Genomic DNA, 26,437 nt, shown 5'->3' on the forward strand with positions numbered 1-26,437 from the left:
TGCCGCGCCTCGACGCCGTGGCATCCTGCCGACCCCATTGCCCCGCGCGGACGCTGATGCTAAACTTGAGTCAACGCCACTCAAGTTTGAGTGAAGCGAGAAAACTTCCAGGAGACACCATGAACGCCACACAACAGCCGGGGCAGGAGGACGCGCGCAGCGCCCTCGAGCAATTCGGCATCAACCTCACCGACCGGGCCCGCCAGGGCAAGCTCGACCCCGTGATCGGGCGTGACGGCGAGATCCGCCGCGTCAGCCAGGTACTCACCCGGCGCACCAAGAACAACCCCGTGCTCATCGGCGAGCCCGGCGTCGGCAAGACCGCCGTCGTCGAGGGGCTCGCTCAGCGCATCGTCGCGGGCGACGTCGCCGAGAGCCTCAAGAACAAAGAGCTGGTCTCGCTCGACATCTCGGCGCTGGTCGCCGGTGCGATGTACCGCGGACAGTTCGAGGAGCGGCTGAAGAGCGTCCTCAAAGAGATCACCGAGTCCGACGGACGCATCATCACATTCATCGACGAGCTGCACGTGCTCATGGGCGCGGGCGGCGGCGAAGGGTCGGTCGCGGCCAGCAACATGCTCAAGCCCATGCTCGCCCGCGGCGAGCTGCGCCTGATCGGCGCGACCACGCTCGACGAGTATCGCGAGTTCATCGAGAAGGATGCCGCTCTCGAACGCCGCTTCCAGCAGGTCTACGTCGGCGAGCCCACGGTGGAGGACACCGTGGCGATCCTCCGCGGCCTCAAGGAGCGGTACGAAGCGCACCACAAGGTTGCGATCGCCGACGCGGCGCTCGTGGCAGCGGCATCCCTCTCCAACCGCTACATCCCCTCGCGCCAGCTGCCCGACAAGGCCATCGACCTGATCGACGAGGCCGCGTCGCGCCTGCGCATGGAGATCGACTCGGCCCCGCTCGAGATCGACGAGCTTCGTCGTCACGTCGACCGCCTGAAGCTCGAAGAGCTCGCGCTGAAGAAGGAAAAGGACGAGGCGTCGAAAGAACGCCTGGCGACTCTTCGCGAGACGCTGGCCGCCGAACAGGCCAAGCTCGACGAGCTACAGGCGCGGTGGGAGCGCGAGCGCGCCTCGCTGAACCGCGTCGGTGAGCTCAAGACGCGCCTCGACGCCGCCCGCGTGGATGCCGAGCGTGCCCAGCGCGAGGGCAACCTCGAGCGCGCGTCGCGGTTGCTGTACGCCGAGATCCCGGCGCTCGAGCGCGAGCTGATGAAGGCCGAGCGCGAAGAGCCCGCGGGTGACCGCATGGTGAACGAGCAGGTCACCGACGAAGACATCGCGGCTGTCATCGCCGCCTGGACGGGCATCCCCGTGGGGCGCCTGCTCCAGGGCGAGACCGAGAAGCTGCTACACCTCGAGCGCGAGCTCGGCAAGCGTCTGATCGGACAGAAGGATGCCGTGAAGGCGGTGTCCGACGCCGTCCGACGCTCGCGGGCCGGCATCAGCGACCCCAACCGCCCGGTCGGTTCGTTCCTGTTCCTCGGCCCCACGGGTGTCGGAAAGACGGAGCTCGCGAAGTCGCTCGCCGACTTCCTCTTCGACGACGAGCACGCCATGGTCCGCATCGACATGTCGGAGTACGGCGAGAAGCACTCCGTCTCGCGCCTGGTCGGTGCCCCTCCGGGGTACGTCGGGTACGAGGCCGGTGGTCAGCTCACCGAGGCCGTGCGTCGGCGTCCCTACAGCGTCGTGCTGCTCGACGAGGTCGAGAAGGCGCACCCCGAAGTCTTCGACGTGCTGCTGCAGGTCATGGACGACGGTCGCCTGACCGACGGCCAGGGCCGCACGGTCGACTTCACGAACGTCATCCTGATCCTGACCTCCAACCTCGGCTCGCCGATCCTCATCGATCCGACGCTGTCGATGGATGCCAAGCGTGAACAGGTTCAGGCTCTCGTGCGGCAGGCCTTCAAGCCGGAGTTCGTGAACCGCCTCGACGACATCGTGATCTTCCAGGCCCTCAGCCAGGACGACCTCGCCCAGATCGTCGAACTCGCCGTCGATGCTCTGCACAAGCGCCTGCGCGAGCGCCGGCTGACCCTCGCGGTCACGCCCGACGCCCGCTCGTGGCTCGCCGAGCGCGGCTACGACCCGGTGTACGGCGCGCGTCCGCTGCGTCGACTCATCCAGTCCGAGATCCAGGACCGCCTCGCGATGGCGATCCTCGCCGGCACGGTGCGCGACGGCGACGTGGTCCGCGTCGACGTGGCCAGCGACGGCGACTCGCTCATGCTGGTGAGCACGGGCCCCGCTGCCGAGGAGCCCGGCGACGACCCCGACGACGACGTGATCGAGGCCGAGATCGTCGAGTAGGCCGAACAGGGAGAGGGATGCCACGCGGTGTGCGTGGCATCCCCCTCCCGTGTGTGCGCCCCCCGTGCATAAACGCCATCCGCTCACGTAAACGCGGTGTGCTCGCGTTTCTGTGAGCGGATGGCGTTTATGGGGTGTGGCCGTCCCGGCGGGTCCTGCACCAGCCGCCCCGTTTCGTCACGGGCAGGGCGTGAGCCAGGCCTTCACGAACCCCGCGGTCTGATACACGTACTGGAACGCCCAGTCGTACAGCGACATGTTCGTGTCGACACCCATCACGGTGACGTCGCCCCCGTAGCACTTCGCGAAGATGTAGCGCGCGCGGGCGACGTGCGGGGTGAAGGTGATCACGACCGTCTTTCCGCTGGGGTGACTGCTGACGTATTCGGTGAGGAGTTTGGCCTCGCCAGCGGTGGTGAACGGGTCCGGCCGCTTGCAGGTGACCCCGGGCTCGCCACACGCGTCGATCTCAGAGGCATCGAAGGCGCGGTCCCCATGCCCCTTTGCGGAACCCGACACGGAGATCAGCATCGGCAGGTTGCCATCGGCGTCGCGAAGGGTCTCACCGAGATCGAGCCGCTGCTGCTGGGGCGGTCCGATCACGTAGACGAGATTCGCGTCGGTCGGATCGCCCTGCGGAGGGAAGACGTAGAGGGGGAGCCCCGCCGCGACGATCGCCACGACAACGACGGCGAGTGCCAGGCTGAGCCGACGGAGGCGTCGCCACCGTATTCGTCCGCGCCGCGCCCCCGCGAGCGCGATGGGCTGTGATTCCGGTGCACCGGCTTCGGTGGGCGAAGAGGTCGTCACGGAAGCGATGGTAAGCCGCTCTTGTGAACGCCACGTTGCCGACGACAGGTGAGCGCGGTCCGCCACCGCTGCGGCGCGATCGCCTCAGGGCGGAGTCCGCGTCGGCGCCCCGCCGCTGGCCGGACCGAAGCAGGTTTGCCCCCGCACCGCGGCTTCGGGTGCGGGGGCGAACGAGTGTCGCTGGGGTGTCGTGATCAGGCGTCGACGAGCAGCGACTCCGCGATCGTGCGGCGCTCGCGCGGCGCGAGTTCGCGCTGGCGCAGTCCCTCTTCGGCCGCGTCGACGTCGCCGAGGGTGCCCACGGCGATGACCGTCACGGGCACGAAGCGGGGCTCGATGTCGAAGGCCGCGCGGAGGGCGTCGACCTCGAAGCCGCCCATCTGGTGCGTCGCGAGACCCTCGGCGTGCGCCTGCACGGTGAAGTGCGCGGCCGCTTGACCGGCGTCGTACAGAGCCCAGGGGCGTGCCTCGCCCTCGGCCGTCTCGGTCTCGGCGAGCACGACGACCAGCGCGCCGGCGGCCGGAGCCCATGCCTGGTTGAAGCCCATCAGGGCCGACACGACGAGAGCGTGCGCGTCGCCGCCGCGACGGGCGACGATCAGGCGCCACGGCTGGTGGTTCATGCCCGAGGGAGCCCAACGGGCGGCTTCCAGGGCCGAGCGCAGCGCGACTTCGTCGATCGGCGTTTCGGGGTCGAAGACGCGCGTGCTCCAGCGCTCGGCGAGGACGTCGAGGATGGGGGCTTCGGTGGGGGCGGTGCGGTCGAGAACGAGAGACATGGATACTCCTGTGAACGAGGACTGAGCCGGGACGCCGTTGACCCGAACCAGTGAACGCCACGCGCGCACGAGATGTTCCCATGTGACGTCGTGCGTCGCGCCCTCATAGAGAGATTTCAGGATGCCGCGCCCTCGGCGTGCGCGTCGATGAGCGACGGCTCGTCGCGTCGCGCCGCAACGGTGCCGCCCCGCCCCGCCGCAGGAGCCGCCGTCAGGCCTTCCAGGACGACGGCCCCGCGCTTCCCGCCGCGTACTCGTCGAGCGGCACCTCGTTCTGACGCCACGCGTCGATCACCGGCTGCACGATGCGCCAGCACTGCTCGGCCGCGTCGCCGCGGACGGCGAGCATCGCGTCGCCGTCGAGAATGCCCGAGAGCACTTCGCCGTACGCCTTGAGCGCGCCCTCGCCGAGATCGGCATCCAGGGTCACGCGCTCGAGCTCGAGCGGGTCGTCGGCGCCGTTGACGTTGAGCTCGAGGCTCATCGTGTCGGGGCCGAGCGAGAAGACGAGCTTCGACGGGTCGCTCTCGCCGACGAATCCGCCCGGAAGGTGCCGCACGGGCTTGAAGGTGACGGTGACGGCCGGGTCTCCGGCATCCAGAGCCTTGCCCGATCGGAGCGTGATGGGCACACCCTGCCAGCGCGCGGTGCGCACCTCGACGGTCATCTCGGCGAGCGTCTCGGTGTTGCGCGACGGGTCGACGCCGGGCTCGTCGACGTACGAGACGAAGTGGCGGTCGCCCACCTCGCCCGCGGTGTACCGCGCGCGGCGGGAGTTCTTCACCGGGTCGTCGTCGAGCACGTGGGTTGCGCGCAGCACGGCCGACGTCGCGTCGCGCAGATCGAGCTGGTCGAGCGAGGACGGCGGCTCCATCGTGACGAACGCCATGACCTGCAGCAGGTGGCTTTGGATCATGTCGACCAGGGCTCCTGCGGAGTCGTAGTACCCGGCGCGGCCTTCGAGGCCGAGCTTCTCGGGGAAGTCGACCGTGATGGTCGCGATGTCGTCGGCCGACCACACGCTCTCGATGAGACGGTTGGCGAAGCGCACGCCCAGCAGGTTGAGCACCGTGGAGCGACCGAGGAAGTGGTCGATGCGGAAGACCTGGTCTTCGGGGACGAGGGTTGCCAGCTGCTGGTTGAGCTTGTGCGCGCTGGCTTCATCGGTGCCGAAGGGCTTCTCGAGGGCGAGGATCGTGCCCGCGGGGATCGTGACGTCGGCGAGGGCGATGCACGACTTCTCGGTGACGGCCGGCGGAACGGCGAAGTACAGGGCCGGACGTCCTTCGGCGCCGTCGAGGAGGGTCTGCAGGTCGGCGGCCTTCGTGATGTCGGCTTGCGAGTAGGTCGTCGACGAGACCTGGTCGAAGGCCGCCTCGGCATCCATCGTCTGGAAGGCCTTCTTCACGACGTCGCGCCAGTGCTCGTCGGTCCAGTCGTCCATGCCGGCGCCGTGCAGGCGGATCGAGCGCTTCGGCTCGCGGGCGAGCAACTGGCCGAGGGCCGGGAGGAGCAGTCGAGAGGTGAGGTCGCCCGAGGCGCCCAGGATGATCAGGGTCGTGTCCGCCGCCATGGGGTAACCGTAGCGCTCGGTTCCGACATCGCCGGGATGCTTGCAGCGCGCGCATGGATGCCACTATCGAGATGTTCGGCCACGATGTCGGCGGCACCTGCCATGATCCGAGGGTGACCACTTCGATCGAGGACTATGCGGTCCTCAGCAACTGCCGCTCCGCAGCCCTGGTCTCCCGCGACGGGAGCATCGATTGGCTCTGCCTGCCGCGGTACGACAGCGGGTCGATGCTCGGCGCGCTCCTCGGCGACGAGTCGCACGGGCGGTGGTCGCTGCGCCCCGCAGACCCCGAGGCCCGGGCGACCCGCCGCTACGACGGCGACACCTTCGTGCTCGTGACGCGGTGGGAGACGTCGACCGGTGTCGCCGACGTCTACGACGCGATGCCGGTCGACGAGGGCGTCGAAGCGGTGATCCGTCGCGTGGTCGGTGTGTCGGGCGAGGTCGACTTCGTCAGCGAGGTCCGTCTGCGCTTCGACTACGCGCGAGCCGTCCCGTGGGTCCAGCAGATCGGACAGGGCGGCGAACACGCGATCCTCGCCGTCGCGGGTCCCGATGCCGTCGTCATCCGGGGTCCGCGCCTGATCGCCGTCGACACCGCGCATCGCGGCCGCTGGACGGCGGCGGCGGGGCAGAGCGTCGATTCCGTCCTCTCGTGGGGCCCGTCGTGGCGTGAGGCCCCGGCCGCGTTCAACGTCGAGGCGGCCCTCGAACGCACGCGCGAATGGTGGGCCGCGTGGGCCGACCGCGTGCAGTCAGCCGGCACGCACGCGGCACTCGTCACCCGTTCGCTCATGGTGCTGCGCGCCCTCACGCACTCCGAGACCGGCGGGATCGTCGCGGCCGCGACCACATCGCTCCCCGAGGCCTTCGGCGGCTCCCGCAACTGGGACTACCGCTACGTGTGGCTGCGCGACGCCGCGCTCACGCTGAGCGCGTACATCGACCACGGGTACCTGGATGCCGCCCAGCACTGGCGCACCTGGCTGCTCCGGGCCATCGCCGGCGATCCGGCCGACGTGCAGATCATGTACGGCATCGCGGGGGAGCGCGACCTCCCCGAGCGAGAGATCACGAGCCTCCCCGGGTACGGCGGCGCCGCGCCCGTTCGCATCGGCAACGGGGCGGTCACGCAGTACCAGGCCGATGTCATCGGCGAGGTGATGGTGGCGCTCGAAGCGGCGCGGAACGCGGGCGTCGAAGAGACGACGTTCTCGTGGTCGCTCCAACGTTCCCTGCTGAATCAGCTTGCAGGAGAGGTCGACAAACCCGACCTCGGCATCTGGGAGATGCGCGGAGAACCGCACTCCTTCACCCACTCCCGGGCGATGGTGTGGGCCGCGTTCGACCGTGGCATCCGGGCCGTCGAAGAGGGCGGTCGCGAGGGCGAGGTCGACACGTGGCGCGCGCTGCGCGACAGCGTGCGCGCCGACATCGATGCGCGTGGCGTGCACGAGGGCGGGTGGTTCACGCAGCACTTCGACACCGACGAGGTCGACGCGTCGCTGCTCGTGCTGCCGCAGGTGGGCTTCTGCGCCTACGACGATCCGCGCATGCTCGCCACGGTCGCGCGCATGGAAAAGACGCTCATGCCCGACGGGTGGCTTCTGCGCTATCGCACCACCGGTGTCGACGGGCTCAGCGGCGACGAGCATCCCTTCCTCGCGTGCTCGTTCTGGCTGGTCGGGCAGTACGCGCACAGCGGGCGGCGCGACGAGGCCGTGACGTTGATGAAGCGCCTCACGGCGGTCGCCAACGACCTCGGCCTGCTGTCGGAGGAGTACGACCCCACGACGAAGCGGCAGGCCGGGAACACCCCGCAGGCCCTGTCGCATCTCGCGCTGGTGGGGGCGGCCGACGCCCTGGATGCCACGGCTCCGCGCTGAGCGCCCTCCTCGGGCCGCGGCGGCGGTGGCCGCGCGCTCTGCGGGCCGCGGCGGAGGTGGCTGAGCCTGTCGAAGCCTCCGGTCCCTTCGACGGGCTCAGGGACCTCGCGCTGCGTGAGCGACCCCGCGCGGCGAGCACGACCTCACGCTGCGCACGGGGACCGCGCAGTCCGCCCCCACCCCCACCGCGCGGCCCTAGAGTCATCGCATGGACGACGACGTCGAGCTGCGCCTGCTGCGCGAGCGGGTCTACGGCGTCGACGGTGCCGCCGCCACTCCGGCGATGATCGCTCGGCTCGCCGAGCTCGAGGAGAACGCACGACGGCCGCCCATCGTGGAGGATCCGCCCGCCGACGTACCGGATGCCGAGCCCCCGACGCCCGCTGACGACGTCACCGAACCGTCCACCCGGCGCCCCGCCCTCCGCTGGGCGCTCATCGGGGTCGGCGCCGTCGCCCTCGTGAGCGTCGGCGTCGCGATCGGCTCCACGTTCGCGGCCCCGCCGTCGACCGCGGCCACCGCCGATCCCGCCGAGGCGAGCCTGCCCGAGCTCACCTTCCCGCAGACGGCCGAAGACGTCATCTCGGCCGAGATCCTCAGCGACAGCGGCATCGACCCGGCGAGCACCCGTTACATCGCGACGGTGAGCGACTTCCGCATCTACCTCGCCCGGCCCGACGACGGCGACGGACGCTGCATCGCGACCTTCACCTCCAGCGAGAACCGTCCCTGGTCCGCCGGGTGCGCGAGCGGAGCGCAGGTCGGAGCCGCCGTCTTCGGCATCGACGAGAGACTCACCGTCGCGATCGGCGAGCCGGTCTCGTCGGGGGTCGACGGCATCCCGATCCGTCTGTCCGACAGCGTCACGGCCTTCGTGGCGCGCTGAGTCCCGCCGGTGCCTTCTCGGGCTTCGCCGTCGACGACCTCGACGCCGCCCATCGCTTCTACGCGGACACGCTCGGACTCACCGTCGAGGTGCTCGCCGGCACCGGCTTCCTGTCGCTGCAGCTCGCCTCGGGTGGGAGCGTGCTCGTGTACGGCAAGCCGAACCACACGCCCGCGTCGTTCACGGCGCTGAACTTCCCCGTCGCGGATGTCGAGGCGGCCGTCGACGACCTGCGGGCGCGTGGCGTCGAGACGAAGATCTACGACGATGCGGACTTCCCCACCGGCTCGCGCGGGATCATGCGCGAGGGTGGCCCGCTGATCGCGTGGTTCCGCGACCCGGCGGGCAACGTCCTCGCGGTCCTCGAGGAGTGACCCGCGTCAGCCGGCCGGCTGCAGGTCGGTGCCCGTGGCGTCGAGACGGAAGAACGCGTCGCGATAGTCGTCGCGCAGCCCGAACGTGATCTCCGGCACGCCGACGTTGCGGATGAACGTCGGGCTCTGGACATCGTCGTCGGTCGCGCGCTCGATGCGAGCCGACGCACCGTCGGTGGGAAGCCCGCTCTGGGCGGACGCCTGCTCCATCGCGGGCCAGAGCCGGTCGAGGGCGACGTCCGACCACGAGAACTGCTCCTCCGCGAGCTCGGGCTGACGGTGAGCCGCCCCGTCGTGGCTCACGACGCCGCCGCGGTAGGTCCACTCGTCGGTCTCCACTGCGCCGACGCGGATCGGGGCGTCGACGAGGACGGCATCCGGGATCACCGTGATCGACACGACCCGGTCGTGTCCGATCGCCTCCTGGAGCGCCCCTTCGGCGGTCTCGAGTGCGTCGGGGTGTCGCATGTCGACGCTCCACCGGCCGTCCGACCACGCGTCGAGGGTCAGCCCGACCGCCCCGCGGAAGGGCAGCACGACGACGGCGCCCGCGAGCACGGCGACGAGCGCGAACACCGCCAGGCGCAGGGGTCGTCCACGGCGGCCGATGCCGATCAGCGGTCCGCGGCGGCGACCCCTGTCGATGCGCGTCCCCGGGGTGATCGGTCGGACGTCGACTTCGGAACGCGGCGGCACGACGAGGCGCGCGATCTCGGCGGGCGAGAGCTCCCCGTCTGCGAACACGATCTCGGGCCCGCCCTCGAGAAGGATCGCGACGTCGCGCTCGAGGCCGGCCTGGTACGCGGGCAGCTCGGTCAGGGGCACGAGCCTGCGGATGGTCGTCGCCCACGCGTCCCCGGTGAGGGAGACCACCGTGACGTCGATGTCGCAAACGGGCTGCTCGTTGACGAACGTGCCGGTCTGGCGCACGGCGTCGATGCGCGCGCGCCCGAGACGCCGGGCATCGCGGGCCTCCTTCACGGCGGCGGGGGAGGGAAGCGCTGCGGCAAGCCCCCCGGCCAGTCGCGAGACGGTGGTCGCGGCGATGCAGACTCCGATGGCGACGCCGAAGATGAGCATTCCCGGGTCTGGATTCCCCAGCAGCGAGACGATGAGACCGCCGATCGCTGCCCCGAACGCGGCGAAAGCGAGAAGGCGGAGCACCGAAAGAGCCTAATCGCCCCCTGAGAACACGGCGAGGAGCGGAGGGAAGAGGGGAGGGATGCCGAAGCCCTGGCATCCCTCCCCCTTCCCCCGCTGTGGCGCGCGAGGTCCCTGAGCCTGTCGAAGGGACCGGGGGCTTCGACAGGCTCAGCCCCCTCCGCCCCGCCGGGTCGCGCGCAACGCGAGGTCCCTGAGCCTGTCGAAGGGACCGGGGGCTTTGACGGCCTCAGCCCCCTCCGCCCGCCGGGCCTCAGCCCCCTCCGCCCAAAGCCCCCGCGCTGCTCTCAGCCCTTCAGCGCCTCCGCGAGCTTCACGCGCGCCCCCATCCGCAGGAGGGAGTTCTGGTAGATCCGCGCGCCGATGGCGATCGCCGCGACGCACGACGCGATGAGGACGAGTAGCGACAGCACCGGCTCCCACCACTGCGCGTCACCGAGGTACATGCGCAGCGGCATCCCCACCGGCGCCGAGAACGGCACGTACGACATGATCGTCAGCACGACCGGGTTGTCGTTGAAGAAGATCACGAGGAAGTACGGCGCCATGATCAGCATCGTGATCGGGGTCGTGGTGGCCCCGATGTCCTCCTGACGCGAGACCATCGCGGCGGCGGCGGCGAACAGCGACGCCAGCAGCACGAACCCGAAGAGGAAGAAGATCGCGAACCAGGCGATCGGGGCGCCCAGGGCGCTGAGCACCCCGGCCTGATCTGTGACGGCGAGGCCGATCACCGCGACCGCGGCGAGGAGCACGATCTGCGCCATCGCGAGCACCGTGTTGCCGAGCACCTTTCCCGCGAGCAGCGCCCGCACGGGGATCGCCGAGATGAGGATCTCGACCACCCGCGTCTGCTTCTCTTCGACGACGCTTTGCGCGATCGTGCCGCCGAAGGTCGACGCCGCGATGAGGAACACGAGCCCGAACGCGAGGGCGATGAAGTAGCGCAGCGCGCTCGCCGCGCCGGCTCCCGGCTCGAGCTCCTGAACGGGGGGCGTCTCGCTGAGCATCTGCAGAAGGGTCGAGGGCACCGAGTCCTTCACGACCACGGTGTAGTCGAACGAGGCATCCGTCGAGCCCGACACCAGGGCGGCATCCACCGTCCCGTCCTCGACGAGGGCCGTGGCCGCGTCGTCGCTGTCGGCGACGGTGACCTCGAGTCCGTCGAGTCCCTCGACCGCCGCCTGCGTCTGCGCCGTGACGGCGACCGGGATGCCGTTTCCCGAGAGGTTGTTCGCGGCGAAACCGCCCCAGACGACCGAGGCGAGGGCCGCGAGCACGAGGATCACCGTCGAGATGACGAACGCTTTGCTGCGCAGCTTCGAGCCGATCTCGCGCTCGGCGACGAGCCAGATGCTCTGCAGGTCGCTGGGGGCGCGGTGCGTGGTCGGGGTCGTGGTGCTCACTGGATGACCTCCTTGAAGATCTCGGCGAGGGTAGGTCTCTGCGGAGCGAAGCTCACGACGTCGCCGCGCGAGACGGCACCCTGCAGAACGCGCTGGGCCGAGGCGTTGTCGGCGGCGTCAAACAGGGCGTAGCCCCCGTCGAAGTCGAGGACCGTGACCCCCGGCTCGTCGCGCAGCCACCCGGCGTCGCCGCGCGACACCAGTTCGTAGCGGTGCGTGGCGTGCTCGGCCCGGAGGCCCTCGCGGGTCCCGGCCGCGCGGATCGTGCCGCCGGCGATGATGACGAGGTCGTCGCACAGCCGCTCGACGACGTCGAGCTGATGCGACGAGAACAGCACCGCCGCGCCCGCGGCCGCCTTCTCCTGCAGCACCCCGGCGACGACGTCGACGGCGAGCGGGTCGAGGCCCGAGAACGGCTCGTCGAGGATGAGCACGTCGGGCCCGTGGACGAGGGATGCCGCGATCTGCGCGCGCTGCTGGTTGCCCAGCGAGAGCGTCTCGACGAGGTCGCCGAGGCGCTCGCCGAGTCCGAGGCGCTCGAGAAGGGCCGTCGCCTTGGCGGTGGCCTCGGCCTTGCCGAAGCCGTGCAGCCGCGCGAGGTAGGCGATGTGCTCAGCGACCTTCATCTTCGGGTACAGCCCGCGCTCCTCGGGCATGTAGCCGAAGCGGCGGCGGTCGGACGTGGTGACGGGCGAGCCGTTCAGCACGACCGAACCGGCGTCCTTTCCGAGCACGCCGAGGGCGATGCGCATGGTCGTGGTCTTGCCGGCGCCGTTGCCGCCGACGAACCCCGTCAGCCGCCCGGGGGCGACGGTGAAGCTCACGTCGTCGAGCACGCGGCGACCGCCGTAGCTCTTGGTGATGCCGTCCAACTGGAGCACGGTGCATCCCTTCTTCTCGATGCTTCCCACGCTAGGGATCCGGATGCCACGGCACCTCCGCCGCGGGTGGGGTCGTCGCCTCCGCCGCGCGGGGGAGGGCGTCGACCTGCGCATCCCCCGGTGGCTTCGACGGGCTCAGCCACCTCGGTTCGCCGGTTCTCGGCCGTGGAGGTCCCTGAGCCTGTCGAAGGTCCCTGAGCCTGTCGAAGGGACCGGCGTCCCGGCTCGCCGTGGCTTCGACGGGCTCAGCCACCTCCCGCGCGGACCCTCGGGCGTGCCGGAGAGGCCGACGGGCTCAGCCACCTCGGTTCGCCGGTTCTCGGCCCGTGGAGGTCCCTGAGCCTGTCGAAGGTCCCTGAGCCTGTCGAAGGGACCGGGCGCCGTCAGGCCAGGCCGTGCCGGTGAGCGAACACCACGGCCTGCACGCGGTCGCGCGCGCCGAGTTTCTGCAGCACGTTCGACACGTGCGTCTTCACCGTCGCCTCGCCGATGAACAGTCGCGCGGCGATCTCGGCGTTGCTGAGCGCCTCGGCGACGAGTCTCAGAACCTCCGACTCGCGCTCGGTCAGAGGTTCCGCGAGCGTGAGCGGGGGAGGGACGGATGCCGCGGGCTCGGGCGACCCTCCCGAGGCGAAGCGCTCGATGACGCGGCGGGTGACCTCGGGCGCGAGCAGGGCGTCTCCGGCCCCGACGACGCGCACGGCCGAGACGAGCTCTTCGGGACCCGCATTCTTCAGCAGGAATCCGCTCGCTCCGGCCGACAGCGCGGCGAAGAGGTAGTCGTCGCGGTCGAAGGTCGTGACGATGAGGACGGCGGCATCCACCGCGGGGTCCGCCACCAGAACACGGGTGGCTTCGAGGCCGTCCATGTCGGGCATCTGCACGTCCATGCAGATCACGTCGGGGTGCAGCTCCGCCGCCGCGGCGATCGCCTCGCGACCGGTCGTGGCCTCGCCGACGACCGTGATGTCGTCTTCGAGCGAGAGGATCGTGCGGAAGCCCGCGCGCATCATCGCGTGGTCGTCGACCAGGAGGACTCGGAGCTCAGACATGGGCCACCTCGTTCTGCGCGGCCGGGACGCGCACGCGCACGAGGTAGCCGCCCCGCGAGCGCGGGCCGATCTCGATCGTGCCGCCCGAGACCGCCGCGCGTTCGCGCATGCCCAGTTGACCGAGCCCAGGCGTCTTCGAGCCTGCGCGTCCCGTGTTCGAGACCTCGAGCTCGATGGCATCCGGATCGAACCGCAGACGCACGTCGGCGGTGGCGCCGGGACCGGCGTGCCGACGCGCATTCGTGAGCGCTTCCTGCGCGATGCGGTACAGGTTCACCTGCACGAGCGGGGGCGGATCGTGCGCGGGTTCGCCGATCACGGTGAAGGTGGTGGGAAGACCCGCGGCGGTCGCCTCGTCGACGAGCGCCGCGATCGAGGTCAGACCGTGCGTGGTCGGCGCGGTGTCGGGGTCGGACTCGCTACCGGGGGCGCGGAGCGTCTCGAGCAGTTGCCGCAACTCGTGCAGCGACGTGCGGGCGGAGCCCTCGATACCCGCGAGCACCTCGCGCGCTCTGTCGGGGTCCTTTGACAGCAGCGTTCGCGCGACGCCCGCCTGCACGCCCATGAGCGATACGTGGTGCGCGACCACGTCGTGCAGCTCGCGCGCGATGCGCACACGGTCGAGCGCGACGGCCTGCGCCGCGGTGACCTCGCGTTCGGCTTCGAGTTCTGCGGTGCGCTCCTCGAGTGCGGCGCGCTCGCTCATCTGCTGGTGGGAGCGGTTCCCGAAGTAGTACGCGCCGCCGAAGAACAGCGCGTTCACGCCGATCATGAGCAATTGGTAGGCGACGAACGGTGAGAAGGCTCCCGCGCGTGAGAACGCTCCCTCGACGGAGGGATCGACGGGCTGGGTCGCGTCTTGGAACATCACGACGAACAGCCACGTGAACATGCCGACGATGATCGCGATCCGCACGATCGTCGCGCGCCGCCGGTTCTGCTCCCAGGCGCCCACGGTGTACAGCGCGATGAACATCGCGATGTTTCCGGCGTAGATCTCGGGGATCCGCAGGGTCACCGCCAGGAAGTACGCAAACGAGACGATGACGGCCGTGATCGAAGGCCATCGCCGCCGGAACGCGATCGGCACCGCGAGCACGAAGACGTACCCCACGGCGAGGGCGAGCGGCGCCTGCTTGTCGCCGTACAGCCCCGAGACCGCGGAGAGCACCGCACTGAGCAGCCCGCCCAGCAGCAGCACCACCGCGAGCACGATGTCGTTTCGCTGCTGCGTGCGGGTGGGCGGTGGCATCCCCTCACGCTACGGCGAGTTGCCGACGCCTGCATCCCCCTCGGGACGGAGTCAAGAGGAGGGGGAATACAGGTTCACCGTCGATGCTTGCAGGTGAATGTACCCGGGCGCGCGCCGCCCTTCAGTCCCCAGAGAGGATCACCGTGACCGACTACACGATCGGCTACATCGTCGGAAGCATCTCCAGCACCTCGATCAACCGCCGCCTGGCGAAGGCCCTCGAGAAGGTCGCCCCCGAGGGCGTCACGCTCAAGGAGATCCCGATCAAGGACCTCCCTTTCTACTCGCCCGACTACGACGGGAACTTCCCCGAGGTCGCCAAGGAGTTCAAGAAGGCGATCGAGGATGCCGACGGCGTCTTCGTCGTGACCCCCGAGTACAGCCGTTCGATCCCCGGCGTGCTCAAGAACGCGCTCGACTGGTCGGCGCGTCCCTACGGCGAGGCGTCGTTCAACGACAAGCCGACCGCCGTGATCGGCACCTCGCAGGGCGGCATCGCCACCGCTGCGGGCCAGCAGCACCTCCGCTCCGTGCTCCTGCACTACAACGCCCTCGTCCTGGGCCAGCCCGAGGGCTACATCCAGTCGACCCCCGGCCTCTTCGAAGAGGACGGCACCGTGACCGACGAGGGCACCGCCGCGTTCCTCCGCTCGATCATCGAGGCGCTGGTGACGCTCATTCAGCGCACCGCTCCCGCCGAGGTCCCCGCGGTCTGAAGCCCGCGCAACGGCGGGGTCGGGGTTCGCCTCGGCCCCGCCTTGGCACTCGCGTCGGAACGCACGGCCGGGTGGCGCACCGGTGTCGTGGATCCGGAGACCGGCGTCAGATTCGGATGAATCCACGCGATGCGTCCGGATCTACGACGCGTTTCCGGTTCTGTGCGCCGGATGCCACCGGTAATCGTCGAACGCGTCGGTTGCGCGCGAGCCGGTACCCGTGTCAGCCGAAGATCATCGGCAGATCGTCGTCGTCTCCGGCATCCGTCAGGTCGAGGTCGGCGACGACGGGGACGTGATCGCTCGGGACCTCACCCTTCCGCTCGTTCCGGTGGATCTCGGCGCCCTGCACCGCGTCGGCGAACGCGCGCGACCCGAGGATGAAGTCGATGCGCAGCCCCTCGTTGCGGGGGAAGCGCAGCTGCTTGTAGTCCCAGTACGTGTAGCCGGTGGGGACGAGCGGACGGACGACGTCGGTGAGTCCCGCGGACTCGAAGGCCGCGAAGGCGGCACGCTCGGGCGGCGAGACGTGGGTGGTCGCGCCCTCGACGACCGTGGGATCGCCGTTGTCGGCATCCGTCGGGGCGATGTTGAAGTCGCCGGTCAGCGCGAGCGGAAGATCGGGGTTCTCCGCGAGCGTGTCGGCGGTGTACTGACGGAGCTTCTCGAGCCAGTCGAGCTTGTAGGTGTAGTGCGGGTCGTCGAGCCCGCGACCGTTGGGCACGTACAGGCTCCACACCCGCACGCCGTCGACGGTCGCGCCGATCGCGCGCGCCTCCTGCGGGAGGTCGGGCCCTTCTTTGCCCTTCTCGAAGCCGGGCATGCCCGGGAAGCCGATCTCGACGTCTTCGAGAGGCTCGCGGCTGGCGATCGCGACGCCGTTCCACTGGTTCAGCCCGTGCGCGGCGACGTGATACCCGGCTTCTTCGAACGCGGCGTAGGGGAACTGCTCGGTCTTGCACTTGATCTCCTGCATCGCCAGCACGTCGATGTGCTCGCGCACGCAGAACTCGACGGTGCGGGTGACGCGGGCGCGGATGGAGTTGACGTTCCAGGTGGCCAGGCGCATGGCATCCAGCCTACTTTCGGGCGGGGACATCGTCGGTCTCGTGCGGGGTGGGTGGGCTGGGCTGTCGTGCCGTCGCGTCGGGCCCGTGCCGTCGCGCGGAGTTCGTGCCCGAGACGCCGCTCGAGGCGGCGCGGCTGCGGCGTTTCGCCGACGAACTCCGCCGGACGGATGCCGAAGCACGGCGCCGCGACATTCCCGGCCGGACGGATGCCGAACCCCCGCGCCGCGACATCCCTCGGCCGCGCCGGCACGGGGCAATAGAATCGACGCCGTGACCGCCGCCTCAACGCCCGAGCTCGAAGCCGACCGCCAGGCCCTCATCGGCCTCATCAAGGACGAGGCGGTGTTCCACGGCGACTTCACCCTCTCGAGCGGCAAGAAGGCGACGTACTACGTCGACATGCGCAAGCTCACCCTCGACCACCGGGCGGCTCCCGCGATCGGCCGTCTCGTGCTCGACCTCGTTAAGGATCTCGACGGTGTCGTCGCCGTGGGCGGCCTCACCCTCGGCGCCGACCCCATCGCGAACGCCGTCATGCACGAGTCGGTGCACGCCGGCCACCCGCTCGACGCGTTCGTCGTGCGCAAGGAGCCGAAAGACCACGGCCGCGGCCGCCAGATCGAGGGCGCCGACGTGAAGGGCAAGCGCGTCGTCGTGGTCGAAGACACCTCCACGACGGGCCAGTCGGCGCTCAAGGCGGTCGAAGCCCTGCGCCGCGAGGGCGCCGAGGTCGTCGCCGTCGCCGTGATCGTCGATCGCAAGACCGGTGCTCAGGCCGCGATCGAGGCGGAGGGCCTGCAGTGGCTGGCATCCATCGATCTCGACGACCTGGGCCTCCAGCCGCAGTAACGGCTCAGTCGCCGAGGCTCTCGCGCGGGACGAGCCCGTCGGGGCCGAACGCCAGGGCCGCGAAGCGCGCGCCCATCTCGCGGTACAGCGCCTCGTCGGGGTGCAGCCCGTCGGGGAGCGGGAAGCGGGCGACGTCTTCCGGGCCGTAGAGCGCCAGCCCGTCGAGGTAATGGATCGCCTCGTCCGCGGTCGCGCGGGTGCGGACGACTCCCGCGATGTGACGCCGCGATTCCGCGAGCGTGAGCGCGCCCTTCGCGATGTCGGCCGGGTCTCCCGCGGTGAAGCATCGGATGCCGTCGTCGAGGAACTCCACGTCGGAGGGGCCGGGACGTTCGTCGCTCTCGGGCCAGAGGATCGAGGATGCCACGACGATCGGCGTCTCGGGATGCCCCCGCCGCACCCGGTCGAGGAAGCCGTGCAGCGCCGGCGCGAAGGTGCGCTGATCCATGGACCGGGCGCCCACGATGTTCACGCCGACCTTGAGGGAGATGACGTCCGCGGGGGTCGCGGCGATGGCGTCGGCGACGAAGGGGTCGAGCATGCATTGGCCCCCGAAGCCGAGGTTGATCACGTCGAGGTCGGCTGTGCGGGCGGCGACGACGGGCCAGGTGCCGGTGGGCAGCGGCGTCTCGACTCCGTGGCTGATCGAGCTGCCGTGGTGGACCCACACCGGACGCGTCGAGGGCCCCGGAGCTTCGATCGGCCGATTCGCCCGCACGTCGAGGAGATCGACGATCATGCCCTGGGGAAGCCACACCGTCACGGTCTTCTCGCCCTCGGGGAGGTCGTCGAACACGACGACCGACGACGGCGAGAACTCCTCGGTGCGCTGCGCGTCGGCGCTGAGCGGCACGTGGAGGATGCCGTTCACCGGCGACTCGACATGAGCGTGCCGCTTCTCGTCGATCTCGGCGACGAACGCGTTGCGCGCACCGAGGAAGTCCTGCACCTGAAAGCGCGTGCACACCACGTGCAGCTCGATGCGGGTCGCCGCGGTGACGAGGGCGATGCGGACGCCGCTCGCCTGCATCGACACTGCGCGCAGGTTCTCGCCGGCGGGCGGGAACTGCGGCCAGGCCGCGACGGGGATGCGCACCGGACGGATGCCGCGGTCGCGCAGCGTGTCGAGGTGCCCGACGATCCGCACGCGGCCGCCGTCGAGAGCGACGACCTCGCCCCGGGCGGTCATCGGACGTTCGCCGTGATGAAGGCGACGGTGCGCGCGATCAGGTCGTCGCGCTGCGGAAGCTGCGCCCACCCGTGATCGGCACCGTCGACGACGACGAGTTCGCCGCGGTCGCCGAAGACGTCGGCCGCGAGGTAGCGCTCGGCGTACGAGACGGGGATGAAGTCGTCCGTCCCGTGCAGCAGCAGGACCGGACCGTCGTAGCCGGCCGCCCGACCGTAGACGTCGAAGGTCACGGCGTCGTCGCGCAGCGCCGGCCCCAGCCGCATCCCCAGGAAGTCGAAGAAGCCGTCGCGGTCGAGGCCCTCGAGCGAGCGTCCCTGCAGGGTGCCGCCGCTGATCTCGTCGACGAACAGCGCCGCGGTGGACCACATCGTGAGAGAGCGGAAGGCGTGCTCGTTCGAGGCGGCGGCGACGGATGCCACGACCGAGCCGAGGCTCATCCCGACGAGGTGGAGGTTCTCGGCATCCACTCCTTCCCTCCGACGCACGGCCTCGAGCACGAGGTGGGCGTCGGCGATGTCGCCCGAGACGGTCGTGTCGAAGAAGTCGCCGTCGCTCTCGCCGTGCCCGGCGCGGTCGTAAGCGACCACCCCGAGCCCGCGCGCAGTGAGGGCACGGGCCAGGGTGACGAACACCCCGGTCGTCTCGACCCGCGAGCCTCCGAAGCCGTGGAACAGCACGACGGTGGGCGCGTCGCCGTCGCGATCGGGTCGGTAGTGCACGCCGCGCAGAGCGAGACCACGGGCGGAGACGTCGAAGGGCTGCAGGATCATCGAGGACTTCCGGGTTCAGGCGGTCGCCGGCGTGGCGGGCGCGGGGCGGTCTGTCGCGGACGCGTCGGCGACGAGTTCACTCTCGACGTCGAAGGACGATCGCGTGGCGCGCCGGAATCCGATCCAACCGATCAGGAAGCCGAGCGCCGCGACGATCGAGACGCCGACGTACACGCCCGACGGGTTCAGGGCGAGCAGGGCGGGGGTCACGACGTTGAGCCCGGCGGTCGCGAAGCGTGCGACCGCGTAGATCGTGCCCTGGGCGGTGGAGCGCATCATCGTGGGGAACGATTCCTGCGTCCACACCTTCATGATCGTCTCGAAGCAGAACGCGCCGGCGAACGTCGACCCGACGACCGAGACGATCAACGCGGGCAGAGTGAACCCGAACACGACCGGAACGAGGTTGGCCACGACGACGCCCACGGCGCCGATCACGAACCAGTTCATGCGGAACCGGGTGTCGGCCACGCTCATGAACCAGACGGCGCCGACGATCGCGGCGGGCATCGCCAGCAGGGTCCAGCCCTGGTACTCGTTGACCGGGATGCCGGCCACGTTGACCGCGACGAAGGTGCCGAAGCTTCCCGCGACGCTGATCGCGAGCGAGGCGAGCGTGTAGTAGACGAGCAGCGTCACGAAGGGGCGGCGGTAGGGCGTGCGACCGAAGTCACGCAGGCGCGTGCGCTCGGCCCGGACGGTCTGCACTCCCGCGCGACGCTCGTCGCGGGCGGCGAGCCAGATCGCCGACTCCGGGATGGTCAGACGAAGTGCCAGCACGACGAGTCCGATCCCGCCGAAGGCGCCGAACATGATCTGTCCGCCGACGGGGCCCAGCGAGCCGTAGAAGATGCCGATCAGAACGGCCATCAGGATGCCGAAACCCCCGAGGAGGTTCGAGAAGACCAGGATCTTCCCGCGGTTTCGATCGGTTGCCGCTTCGGAGATCGTCGCGAGGGCGACCGGCAGATCGGCGCCGACTCCGAGGCCGATGAGCGCGATGCCGGGGAGGAGGATCTCGAACGAGACCCCGAAGAACGGGGTGAGCGAGCCGACGACGATGAGCGCCATGGTCACGAGGAATACGCGGCGTCGGCCGAGGCGGTCGCCCAATCGGCCACCGACGAGCGAACCCACCGCGACGCCCGCGGTCAGCACGCCGGTGAGCAGCCCGATCTGATCGGGCGTGAGTCCGGGTGCCCCGGGCGCCATGGATTGGAACAGGACGAGCGCGACGGCGATGCCGGTGGTCGCCGCGGTGTCGACGAAGGTCGCCATTCCGCAGACGAAGCCGACCCACCAGGCGTGGGGAGCCCGCGAGAGACGGGAGGGGGTGTGGGTCATGTCGCACTCCTTTGTCGATGACGCCAGCGGCCGACCCTTCGTGGCCGACAGAGGGATGCTATACCGATATAGCAAAGGGAGTAAAGCATAAGATCGTCGAGGGTTCAGCGCGTGGGGGAGCCGACCGACGCACCGAGGTGCACGGGCATGCGGACGCGCTCGACGCGCGGCGTCGCGTCGTCCGACAGGAGGAGGGTCGCGGCTCGGCGGCCGAGATCCTCGTGGGGGAGTGAGATCGAGGTGAGCGAGGGTTCCAGCATTCCGGCGAGGGGGCTGCCGTCGAATCCGATGACCGAGACGTCGTCGGGAATCCGCCATTCGGCCGCGTGCAGGGCCCGATAGGCGCCCGCGGCGACCGCGTCGTTCACGCAGATGAGGGCGGAGGGCCGCGCTCCGTCCTCCAGCAGTCGTTCCACGGCGCGCTGCCCGTTCGGGGCATCCCAGTCGTCGTCGACGGCCGCGTGCCCCGCGAGCGAGAGGCCCGACGACGCGAGTTCGCGTTCGATCCCCTCGAGGCGCTCCGGAAGGGCCAGTGGGCCCCACTCGTTCCAGAGCAGGCCTCCCCGCCGTCCGGGTGGCAGGTCGCCCACGAACCAGATGCCGTCGGTGTGCCCGGCCGCGATGAGCAGGCGCGCCGCCTCGCGGCCGGCCTCGACTTCGTCGGGCACGACGGCCACGTCGTCTCCGCCGCGCACGCGGCAGTTGAGCAGCACGGTGCGGGTCGCCGCGAGGAGCGGCGGCGGGTCGACGATTCGCGTGAACATCGAGGTGTAGATGACGCCGTCGATGTCCCGCCCGAAGAGGCTGTGAAGCAGGCGCTCCTCGACCTGGGGGTCGCCCTCGGTGTCGACGGTGAAGAGCAGGATGTCGCGCTCGCGCAGAGCCCGCATGGCACCGCGCACCATCGCGTTGGCGTACGACGTGCTGCTGACGAAGTCCGACACGAGCGCGATGGTCCCCGACCGGCCGGTACGCAGGGTCTTCGCCGTCTGGTTGGGGCGGTAGCCGAGCTCTTCCGCCGCGCGACGCACTCGCTCGAACACGTCGGCCGACAGTCTCTGGTCGGTCCGGCCGTTCATCACGAACGACACCGCCGACCGCGAGACGCCCGCCCGTTCCGCGACCTGCGAGAGCGTCACCCGTCGAGTGCCGGACGGGGGCGAATCTGTCACGCCGGCCCGCCGCCGTGGCCCCCGCCCGGTCCGTCGAACGGGTCGCGCCGACCACCGCCATGGCGTGAGCGTCGCCATTGAACGAGGAGGGCGACGAGGCTGCCCGCCGTGATGATGAGGGCCGTGATCAGCCAGAGGGTGCGGTCGTCCATGCGTCCATCCTGACGGAGCGGGCGTGGGGTGGGTCAGAGACCCTCGGCGAGCCCGTCCTCGCCGTCGGCGAGGTCGCTCTCGAGCGGCTCGTCGCGGACGAGCTCGGCGACGGAGCCGAGGATCTCGTCGGGGCGGAACGGATACCGCTCGACCTCGCTCTCGTCGCTGATCCCCGTCATCACCAGCACGGTGTGGAGTCCGGCCTCGATGCCCGCGACGATGTCGGTGTCCATGCGGTCGCCGATCATGCCGGTGTTCTCGCTGTGCGCGCCGATCCGGTTCAAAGCCGACCGGAACATCATCGGGTTCGGCTTGCCGACGATGTAGGGCTCGCGGCCCGTCGCCTTGGTGATGAGGGCGGCGATCGCCCCCGTCGCGGGCAGCACGCCCTCGGTCGAGGGGCCCGTGGCATCCGGGTTCGTCGCGATGAAACGCGAGCCGCCACGGATGAAGCGGATGGCCTTCGTGATCGCCTCGAACGAGTAGTTGCGGGTCTCGCCGACCACGACGTAGTCGGGAGCCGTCTCGGTCATGATGAACCCGGCCTCGTGCAAAGCGGTCGTCAGGCCCGCCTCGCCGATGACGAAAGCCGAGCCGCCGGGCATCTGCGACTTCAGGAAGTCGGCCGTCGCGAGCGCGGAGGTCCAGATCGACGACTCCGGGACCACGAGTCCCGACGCGCGCAACCGCGCACTCAGATCGCGCGGCGTGAAGATCGAGTTGTTCGTGAGGACGAGGAACGGCGTGCCCTCGGCGCGCCACTGCGCCAGGAGCTCGGCTGCTCCGGGAACGGGGGTGTTCTCATGGACGAGGACCCCGTCCATGTCGGTGAGCCAGCACTCGATCTCGGCACGGGTTCGCATGGGCTCAGCCTAGCCGCGACCTCCGACAGCGCCACCGGGAGAGACGACGGGAGAGCTCGGCCGCCACCGTGCTCCCCCGTCGGTCGTGCGGCTTATTTGAACGCGTCCTTGACGTTCTCGCCGGCCTTCTTGGCGTGTGCCTCGGTCTGCTCGAGCTTGCCCTCGGCCGCGAGCCGGTCGTTGTCGGTCGCGTTGCCGATGGCTTCCTTCGCCCTGCCCACGATGTCCTGGGCAGCGTTCTTGATCTTGTCGTCGAGTCCCATGATCGATTTCCTCTCGGGGTGTATCGGCGTCGCGGAACCCTGCGTTCTCGCGGCGGAGCGGGTGTGCTCACAGTGATGACGCAACGAGCGACGGATTCGTCACGTCCCGCGTCGAACTTTTTCTCGCGCACCGGTATGCCGAATCGGGAATGCACCCGTGACGCCGCCGACTCTTCTCGTTAGGGTCGGAGGGTGACGCGCGCGGACTGGGACCCCCGGAACCTGCCCGACCTCTCGGGCCGGACCTATCTCGTCACCGGCGCCACGCGCGGCCTCGGCTTCTTCGCGTGCGAGCAGATCGCCGCGGCCGGCGCGCACGTGCTGCTCACCGGGCGCAGCCCGCACAAGCTCCAGACCGCGAAAGAGGCGGTCAAGAGAGCGAATCCGGATGCCTCGATCGAGACGCTCCTGCTCGACACGAGCAACCTCGGATCGGTGCGTGCAGCCGCCGCGACCGCTCGCGCGCGAGGGCGCCTCGACGGCCTGTTGCTGAACGCGGGCATCGTGCGTCCGCCGAAGACGCGCGAGACCGCCGGCGGTCACGAACTGGTCTTCGCCACGAACGTGCTCGGACACTTCGCCCTCGCCGGCGAGATGCTCAAGCCGCTCGCCGCCGCGCGCGGCCGGATGGTCTGGGTGGGGAGCATGTCGACCTCGCTGTGGAACCACGTGCCCACCGATCCCGAACTCGTCGAGGGATACTCGCCGTGGCGCGCGTACGTGCAGTCCAAGGCGGCGACGACCGCGCTCGGACTCGAAGCCGACCGTCGCCTGAGCGCGCACAGCGTGCCGGTGGAAAGCCTCATCGCCCACCCCGGCTACTCCACGAGCGGCCGGACGCGTGGCATCCGGGGTGTCAACGAACCGAGCCGCCTCTCGCGTTTCGTCGACAACCTCCAGGCACCCATCACCCAGTCGAAAGAGCAGGGCGCGTGGTCTCTGGTGCGTGCGCTCGTCGATCCGACGGCCCAGGGCGGCACCATGTACGGCCCCACGCTCGTCGCGCGCGGGTTGCCCCGTCCCGCGACGCCGTCGCGCCGATCGCGCCGGGCCGATCTGGGCGCAAACCTCTGGCAGCACTGCGAGACGGCGACCCACGTGCGGTGGCCCTTCGACCGGGCGCGGCGCGCGGCATCCTGAATCCATCGCGATCGGAGGCGTGCGTGTCGGGGGCTACCCCTACAGTGATCGCATGGACCAGGCGACCGCCGACAGTATCGATGCCGACGACGTCCGCGGTCTGACGGCTGCCGCCGTCGCCGAACGGGTCGCCTCCGGGCAGACCAACGCGTACGCCGCCGACACGAGTCGCAGCGCGTGGAACATCGTCCGCGCGAACGTCTTCACGCTGTTCAACGGGATCGTGGCCGCGTGCTTCCTGGTGCTGCTCCTGCTCGGGCGGTGGCAGGACGCCCTGTTCGGCGTCGCGGCGCTCTCGAACGCGGTGATCGGATGCGTGCAGGAGTTCCGCGCGAAGGCGGCCCTGGACCGTCTGGCCCTGCTCAACGCGCCCCGCGCCCGCGTGCGGCGAGACGGCGTCGACGCCGAGATCGCGCCCGGCGACGTCGTCCGCGACGACCTGCTGGTGCTGCGCGCGGGCGATCAGGTCCCCGCCGACGCGACCGTCGTCGCCTCGCAGGGACTGCAGATCGACGAATCGATGCTGACCGGCGAGTCGGATGCCGTCGACAAGCGCCCCGGTGACGAGGCGCTCTCGGGCTCCATCGTCGTCGGCGGAGACGGCACCGCGCGCGCGACCCGCGTGGGCGCGGCGTCGTACGCCAACACGTTCGCGAGCGAGGCGAAGAAGTTCCAGCTCGTGTCGAGCGAGCTGCGCACCTCGATCGACCGCGTCCTGAAGTGGGTCGGCTGGGGGATCGGTCCCGTGGGGCTGCTCGTGCTGAACGCGCAGATGATGGTCGCCGGCGGGTGGACGGAGGCGTTTCAGCAGGGCACCTGGTCGCAGGCGGTGGTCAATACGATCGCCGCGCTCACGGCGATGATCCCGCTCGGTCTCGTGCTGATGACCTCGATCGCTTTCGCGGTCGGCGCGGCGCGGCTCGCCGGCAAGAAGGTGCTCGTGAACGAGTTGCCCGCGGTCGAGGGCCTCGCGCGCGTCGACGTGATCTGCCTCGACAAGACCGGAACGCTGACCGCGGGCGAGATCCGTTTCGACGATGCGCTCACCCTTACGGAGCGCGACGGCTGGCGAGAGACCCTCGGGTGGTACAGTGCGGCCGACGACGCCAACGCGACCGCGCGGTGCCTGCGCGACCCCTTCCCCGTGGATTCCCCGCTCGAGCCCGCGCGCCGCATCCCCTTCTCGTCGGCGCGCAAGTGGAGCGCGGTGTCGTTCGCCGAACGCGCGGCGGGCACGTGGATCCTCGGCGCCCCCGAGATGGTCTTCGGCGACCGGGCGGCGGACGCCGACACCGAGCTCGGCGCCGCCGTGACCCGGCTCGCGTCGTCGGGTCGACGCACCCTCGTGCTCGCCCACACCGCGACGCCCCTCGATGACGACGACGTCGCGGCGGAGCGGTTCCGCGGCGAGCCCGTCCCGGTGGCGGTTCTGACCTTCATCGAGGCCGTCCGTCCGGATGCCGCCGGGGCGTTGGCGTTCTTCCGCGAACAGGGCGTGGGCGTCCGGGTGATCTCGGGCGACAACCCCCGCACGGTCGCCGCGATCGCGCGCGAGGTCGGCCTCGAGGTCGCAGAGGGCTACGACGCGCGCCGACTACCCGAGGACGACGTCGAACTCGGACGCGTCCTCGAGGAGCATACGGTGTTTGGTCGGGTGACTCCCGACCAGAAGAAGCGGATCGTCACGGCGCTGCAGGCGCGGGGGCACGTCGTGGCGATGACCGGTGACGGTGTCAACGACGCGCTGGCGATCAAGACCGCCGACATCGGCATCGCGATGAACTCGGGCGCGGCGGCGACGAAGGCCGTCGCGCGTCTCGTCCTCCTCGATGGGCGCTTCTCGCACCTCCCGTCGGTCGTCGCCGAGGGGCGTCAGGTGATCGCCAACATCGAGCGCGTCTCGATGCTCTTCCTCACCAAGACCGTGTACGCGACGGGCCTCGCGGTGCTCTTCGGCGTGCTGGTCATGGAGTTCCCGTTCCTGCCGCGGCAGCTGTCGATCACCGACGGCCTCACCATCGGCATCCCGGCGTTCTTCCTGGCGCTCCTCCCCAACACGCAGCGTTACGTGCCGGGGTTCCTGAAACGCTCGCTGAGCTTCGCCATCCCGGCCGGCATCGTGATCGCGGTGTCGCTGACCGTGTACACGCGGCTCGCGATGGATCTCGGTCTGTCGGTCGCGCAGCTGCGCACCGGGGCGACGATCATTCTCGCGATCGTCGCGATCTGGGTACTCACGGTGCTGTCGCGCCCCATCACGCGCGTGAAGGTGCTCGTGGTCGGGGCGATGTTCATCGCGCTCACCGCGATCTTCACGGTCCCGGCGCTGGGTGAGTTCTTCCAGCTGCAAGACCCGGGCGAAGACGGCGCGTGGTTGGTCACCGCGGTCGTCGTCACCGCCCTCGCCGCGATCGAGGCCGTGCGCTTCGCGCACCGCCGCTTCGTGCGTCGTCTCCTCGCCCAGGGCCCCGCGATCGCGGGAACGGCGCGACCCACGAAGTGAGCGCCCTGGTCGTCG

Annotated in this window: 24 protein-coding genes; 8 read left to right on the plus strand and 16 right to left on the minus strand. The window is 70.2% G+C overall.

Annotation, left to right across the window (positions count from 1 at the left end; genetic code table 11):
• The first annotated feature begins 119 nt into the window (after positions 1-119).
• Positions 120-2,327 carry an AAA family ATPase gene (locus AB0O24_RS04980; RefSeq protein ID WP_363372995.1) on the plus strand — a complete coding sequence of 736 codons (2,208 nt, stop codon included), beginning with the start codon at positions 120-122 and terminating at the stop codon, positions 2,325-2,327.
• Between the two features lie 177 nt (positions 2,328-2,504).
• Here AB0O24_RS04980 and AB0O24_RS04985 read toward each other — a convergent pair whose 3' ends face one another.
• The 3 genes from AB0O24_RS04985 to AB0O24_RS04995 form a co-directional block, all read right to left on the minus strand.
• Positions 2,505-3,137, minus strand: coding sequence for a YdcF family protein (locus AB0O24_RS04985; RefSeq protein WP_275800749.1), 633 nt, complete (start codon positions 3,135-3,137; stop codon positions 2,505-2,507).
• Positions 3,138-3,331: 194 nt separating this feature from the next.
• Positions 3,332-3,916, minus strand: coding sequence for a nitroreductase family protein (locus AB0O24_RS04990; protein WP_275800751.1), 585 nt, complete (start codon positions 3,914-3,916; stop codon positions 3,332-3,334).
• Positions 3,917-4,127: 211 nt separating this feature from the next.
• Positions 4,128-5,489: a glucose-6-phosphate dehydrogenase gene (locus tag AB0O24_RS04995; RefSeq protein ID WP_363373000.1), complete on the minus strand. Its 1,362-nt coding sequence runs from the start codon at positions 5,487-5,489 to the stop codon at positions 4,128-4,130.
• Positions 5,490-5,602: 113 nt separating this feature from the next.
• On the opposite strand from AB0O24_RS04995, the gene AB0O24_RS05000 reads away from it, so the two are divergent.
• The 3 genes from AB0O24_RS05000 to AB0O24_RS05010 all read left to right on the plus strand — a co-directional run bounded on the left by AB0O24_RS05000 (position 5,603) and on the right by AB0O24_RS05010 (position 8,635).
• A complete protein-coding gene (locus AB0O24_RS05000) occupies positions 5,603-7,375 on the plus strand; it encodes a glycoside hydrolase family 15 protein (RefSeq protein WP_363373003.1) in 1,773 nt (590 codons plus the stop codon).
• A gap of 208 nt (positions 7,376-7,583) precedes the next feature.
• Positions 7,584-8,261 (plus strand): hypothetical protein, encoded by a 678-nt coding sequence (locus AB0O24_RS05005; RefSeq protein ID WP_275800756.1) that lies wholly within the window; start codon positions 7,584-7,586, stop codon positions 8,259-8,261.
• A complete protein-coding gene (locus tag AB0O24_RS05010; RefSeq protein ID WP_275800760.1) occupies positions 8,258-8,635 on the plus strand; it encodes a VOC family protein in 378 nt (125 codons plus the stop codon). Before AB0O24_RS05005 ends, AB0O24_RS05010 begins: the two co-directional genes overlap by 4 nt.
• Before the next feature lie 6 nt (positions 8,636-8,641).
• On the opposite strand, the gene AB0O24_RS05015 is transcribed toward AB0O24_RS05010, so the two are convergent.
• The 5 genes from AB0O24_RS05015 to AB0O24_RS05035 all read right to left on the minus strand — a co-directional run bounded on the left by AB0O24_RS05015 (position 8,642) and on the right by AB0O24_RS05035 (position 14,387).
• Positions 8,642-9,799, minus strand: coding sequence for a hypothetical protein (locus tag AB0O24_RS05015; protein WP_363373008.1), 1,158 nt, complete (start codon positions 9,797-9,799; stop codon positions 8,642-8,644).
• 284 nt (positions 9,800-10,083) lie between these two features.
• A complete protein-coding gene (locus AB0O24_RS05020; protein ID WP_363373011.1) occupies positions 10,084-11,202 on the minus strand; it encodes an ABC transporter permease in 1,119 nt (372 codons plus the stop codon).
• Positions 11,199-12,083, minus strand: a complete 885-nt coding sequence (locus tag AB0O24_RS05025; protein ID WP_363373014.1) for an ATP-binding cassette domain-containing protein — start codon at positions 12,081-12,083, stop codon at positions 11,199-11,201. The genes AB0O24_RS05020 and AB0O24_RS05025 overlap by 4 nt, the downstream gene beginning before the upstream one ends.
• A gap of 383 nt (positions 12,084-12,466) precedes the next feature.
• On the minus strand, positions 12,467-13,135 hold the full coding sequence (locus tag AB0O24_RS05030) for a response regulator transcription factor (RefSeq protein ID WP_307384388.1): 669 nt from the start codon (positions 13,133-13,135) through the stop codon (positions 12,467-12,469).
• Positions 13,128-14,387, minus strand: a complete 1,260-nt coding sequence (locus tag AB0O24_RS05035) for a sensor histidine kinase (RefSeq protein ID WP_363373018.1) — start codon at positions 14,385-14,387, stop codon at positions 13,128-13,130. Before AB0O24_RS05035 ends, AB0O24_RS05030 begins: the two co-directional genes overlap by 8 nt.
• Positions 14,388-14,530: 143 nt before the next feature.
• Between AB0O24_RS05035 and AB0O24_RS05040 the strand changes: the two genes are divergently transcribed.
• The gene (locus AB0O24_RS05040) at positions 14,531-15,103 is read left to right on the plus strand and encodes an NADPH-dependent FMN reductase (protein ID WP_058595253.1); all 573 of its coding nucleotides are present in this window, start codon (positions 14,531-14,533) and stop codon (positions 15,101-15,103) included.
• A gap of 223 nt (positions 15,104-15,326) precedes the next feature.
• Here the strand turns inward: AB0O24_RS05040 and AB0O24_RS05045 are convergent, their stop codons facing one another.
• Positions 15,327-16,172, minus strand: a complete 846-nt coding sequence (locus AB0O24_RS05045) for an exodeoxyribonuclease III (protein ID WP_363373178.1) — start codon at positions 16,170-16,172, stop codon at positions 15,327-15,329.
• Between the two features lie 271 nt (positions 16,173-16,443).
• On the opposite strand from AB0O24_RS05045, the gene pyrE reads away from it, so the two are divergent.
• A complete protein-coding gene (pyrE, locus tag AB0O24_RS05050; RefSeq protein ID WP_275796686.1) occupies positions 16,444-17,022 on the plus strand; it encodes an orotate phosphoribosyltransferase in 579 nt (192 codons plus the stop codon).
• A 4-nt stretch (positions 17,023-17,026) separates the two neighbouring features.
• Here the strand turns inward: pyrE and AB0O24_RS05055 are convergent, their stop codons facing one another.
• The 7 genes from AB0O24_RS05055 to AB0O24_RS05085 all read right to left on the minus strand — a co-directional run bounded on the left by AB0O24_RS05055 (position 17,027) and on the right by AB0O24_RS05085 (position 22,779).
• Positions 17,027-18,211, minus strand: coding sequence for a GDSL-type esterase/lipase family protein (locus AB0O24_RS05055; protein WP_275796684.1), 1,185 nt, complete (start codon positions 18,209-18,211; stop codon positions 17,027-17,029).
• The gene (locus AB0O24_RS05060; RefSeq protein WP_275796682.1) at positions 18,208-18,984 is read right to left on the minus strand and encodes an alpha/beta fold hydrolase; all 777 of its coding nucleotides are present in this window, start codon (positions 18,982-18,984) and stop codon (positions 18,208-18,210) included. Before AB0O24_RS05060 ends, AB0O24_RS05055 begins: the two co-directional genes overlap by 4 nt.
• Positions 18,985-18,999: 15 nt before the next feature.
• Positions 19,000-20,328 carry an MFS transporter gene (locus AB0O24_RS05065; protein ID WP_058613678.1) on the minus strand — a complete coding sequence of 443 codons (1,329 nt, stop codon included), beginning with the start codon at positions 20,326-20,328 and terminating at the stop codon, positions 19,000-19,002.
• A 104-nt stretch (positions 20,329-20,432) separates the two neighbouring features.
• Positions 20,433-21,467, minus strand: a complete 1,035-nt coding sequence (locus tag AB0O24_RS05070; protein ID WP_363373025.1) for a LacI family DNA-binding transcriptional regulator — start codon at positions 21,465-21,467, stop codon at positions 20,433-20,435.
• A gap of 29 nt (positions 21,468-21,496) precedes the next feature.
• On the minus strand, positions 21,497-21,652 hold the full coding sequence (locus AB0O24_RS05075; protein WP_275796676.1) for a hypothetical protein: 156 nt from the start codon (positions 21,650-21,652) through the stop codon (positions 21,497-21,499).
• A gap of 33 nt (positions 21,653-21,685) precedes the next feature.
• Positions 21,686-22,516 (minus strand): HAD-IIA family hydrolase, encoded by an 831-nt coding sequence (locus tag AB0O24_RS05080; protein WP_275796674.1) that lies wholly within the window; start codon positions 22,514-22,516, stop codon positions 21,686-21,688.
• A gap of 92 nt (positions 22,517-22,608) precedes the next feature.
• A complete protein-coding gene (locus AB0O24_RS05085) occupies positions 22,609-22,779 on the minus strand; it encodes a CsbD family protein (protein ID WP_275796672.1) in 171 nt (56 codons plus the stop codon).
• 192 nt (positions 22,780-22,971) lie between these two features.
• On the opposite strand from AB0O24_RS05085, the gene AB0O24_RS05090 reads away from it, so the two are divergent.
• Entirely contained in the window at positions 22,972-23,919 is a 948-nt protein-coding gene (locus tag AB0O24_RS05090; RefSeq protein WP_363373029.1) for an SDR family NAD(P)-dependent oxidoreductase, read from the plus strand.
• A gap of 52 nt (positions 23,920-23,971) precedes the next feature.
• Positions 23,972-26,422, plus strand: coding sequence for an HAD-IC family P-type ATPase (locus tag AB0O24_RS05095; RefSeq protein WP_363373032.1), 2,451 nt, complete (start codon positions 23,972-23,974; stop codon positions 26,420-26,422).
• Positions 26,423-26,437 lie beyond the last annotated feature (15 nt).

Source organism: Microbacterium sp. NPDC086615, from assembly GCF_040686055.1.
Classification (GTDB): Bacteria; Actinomycetota; Actinomycetes; order Actinomycetales; family Microbacteriaceae; genus Microbacterium.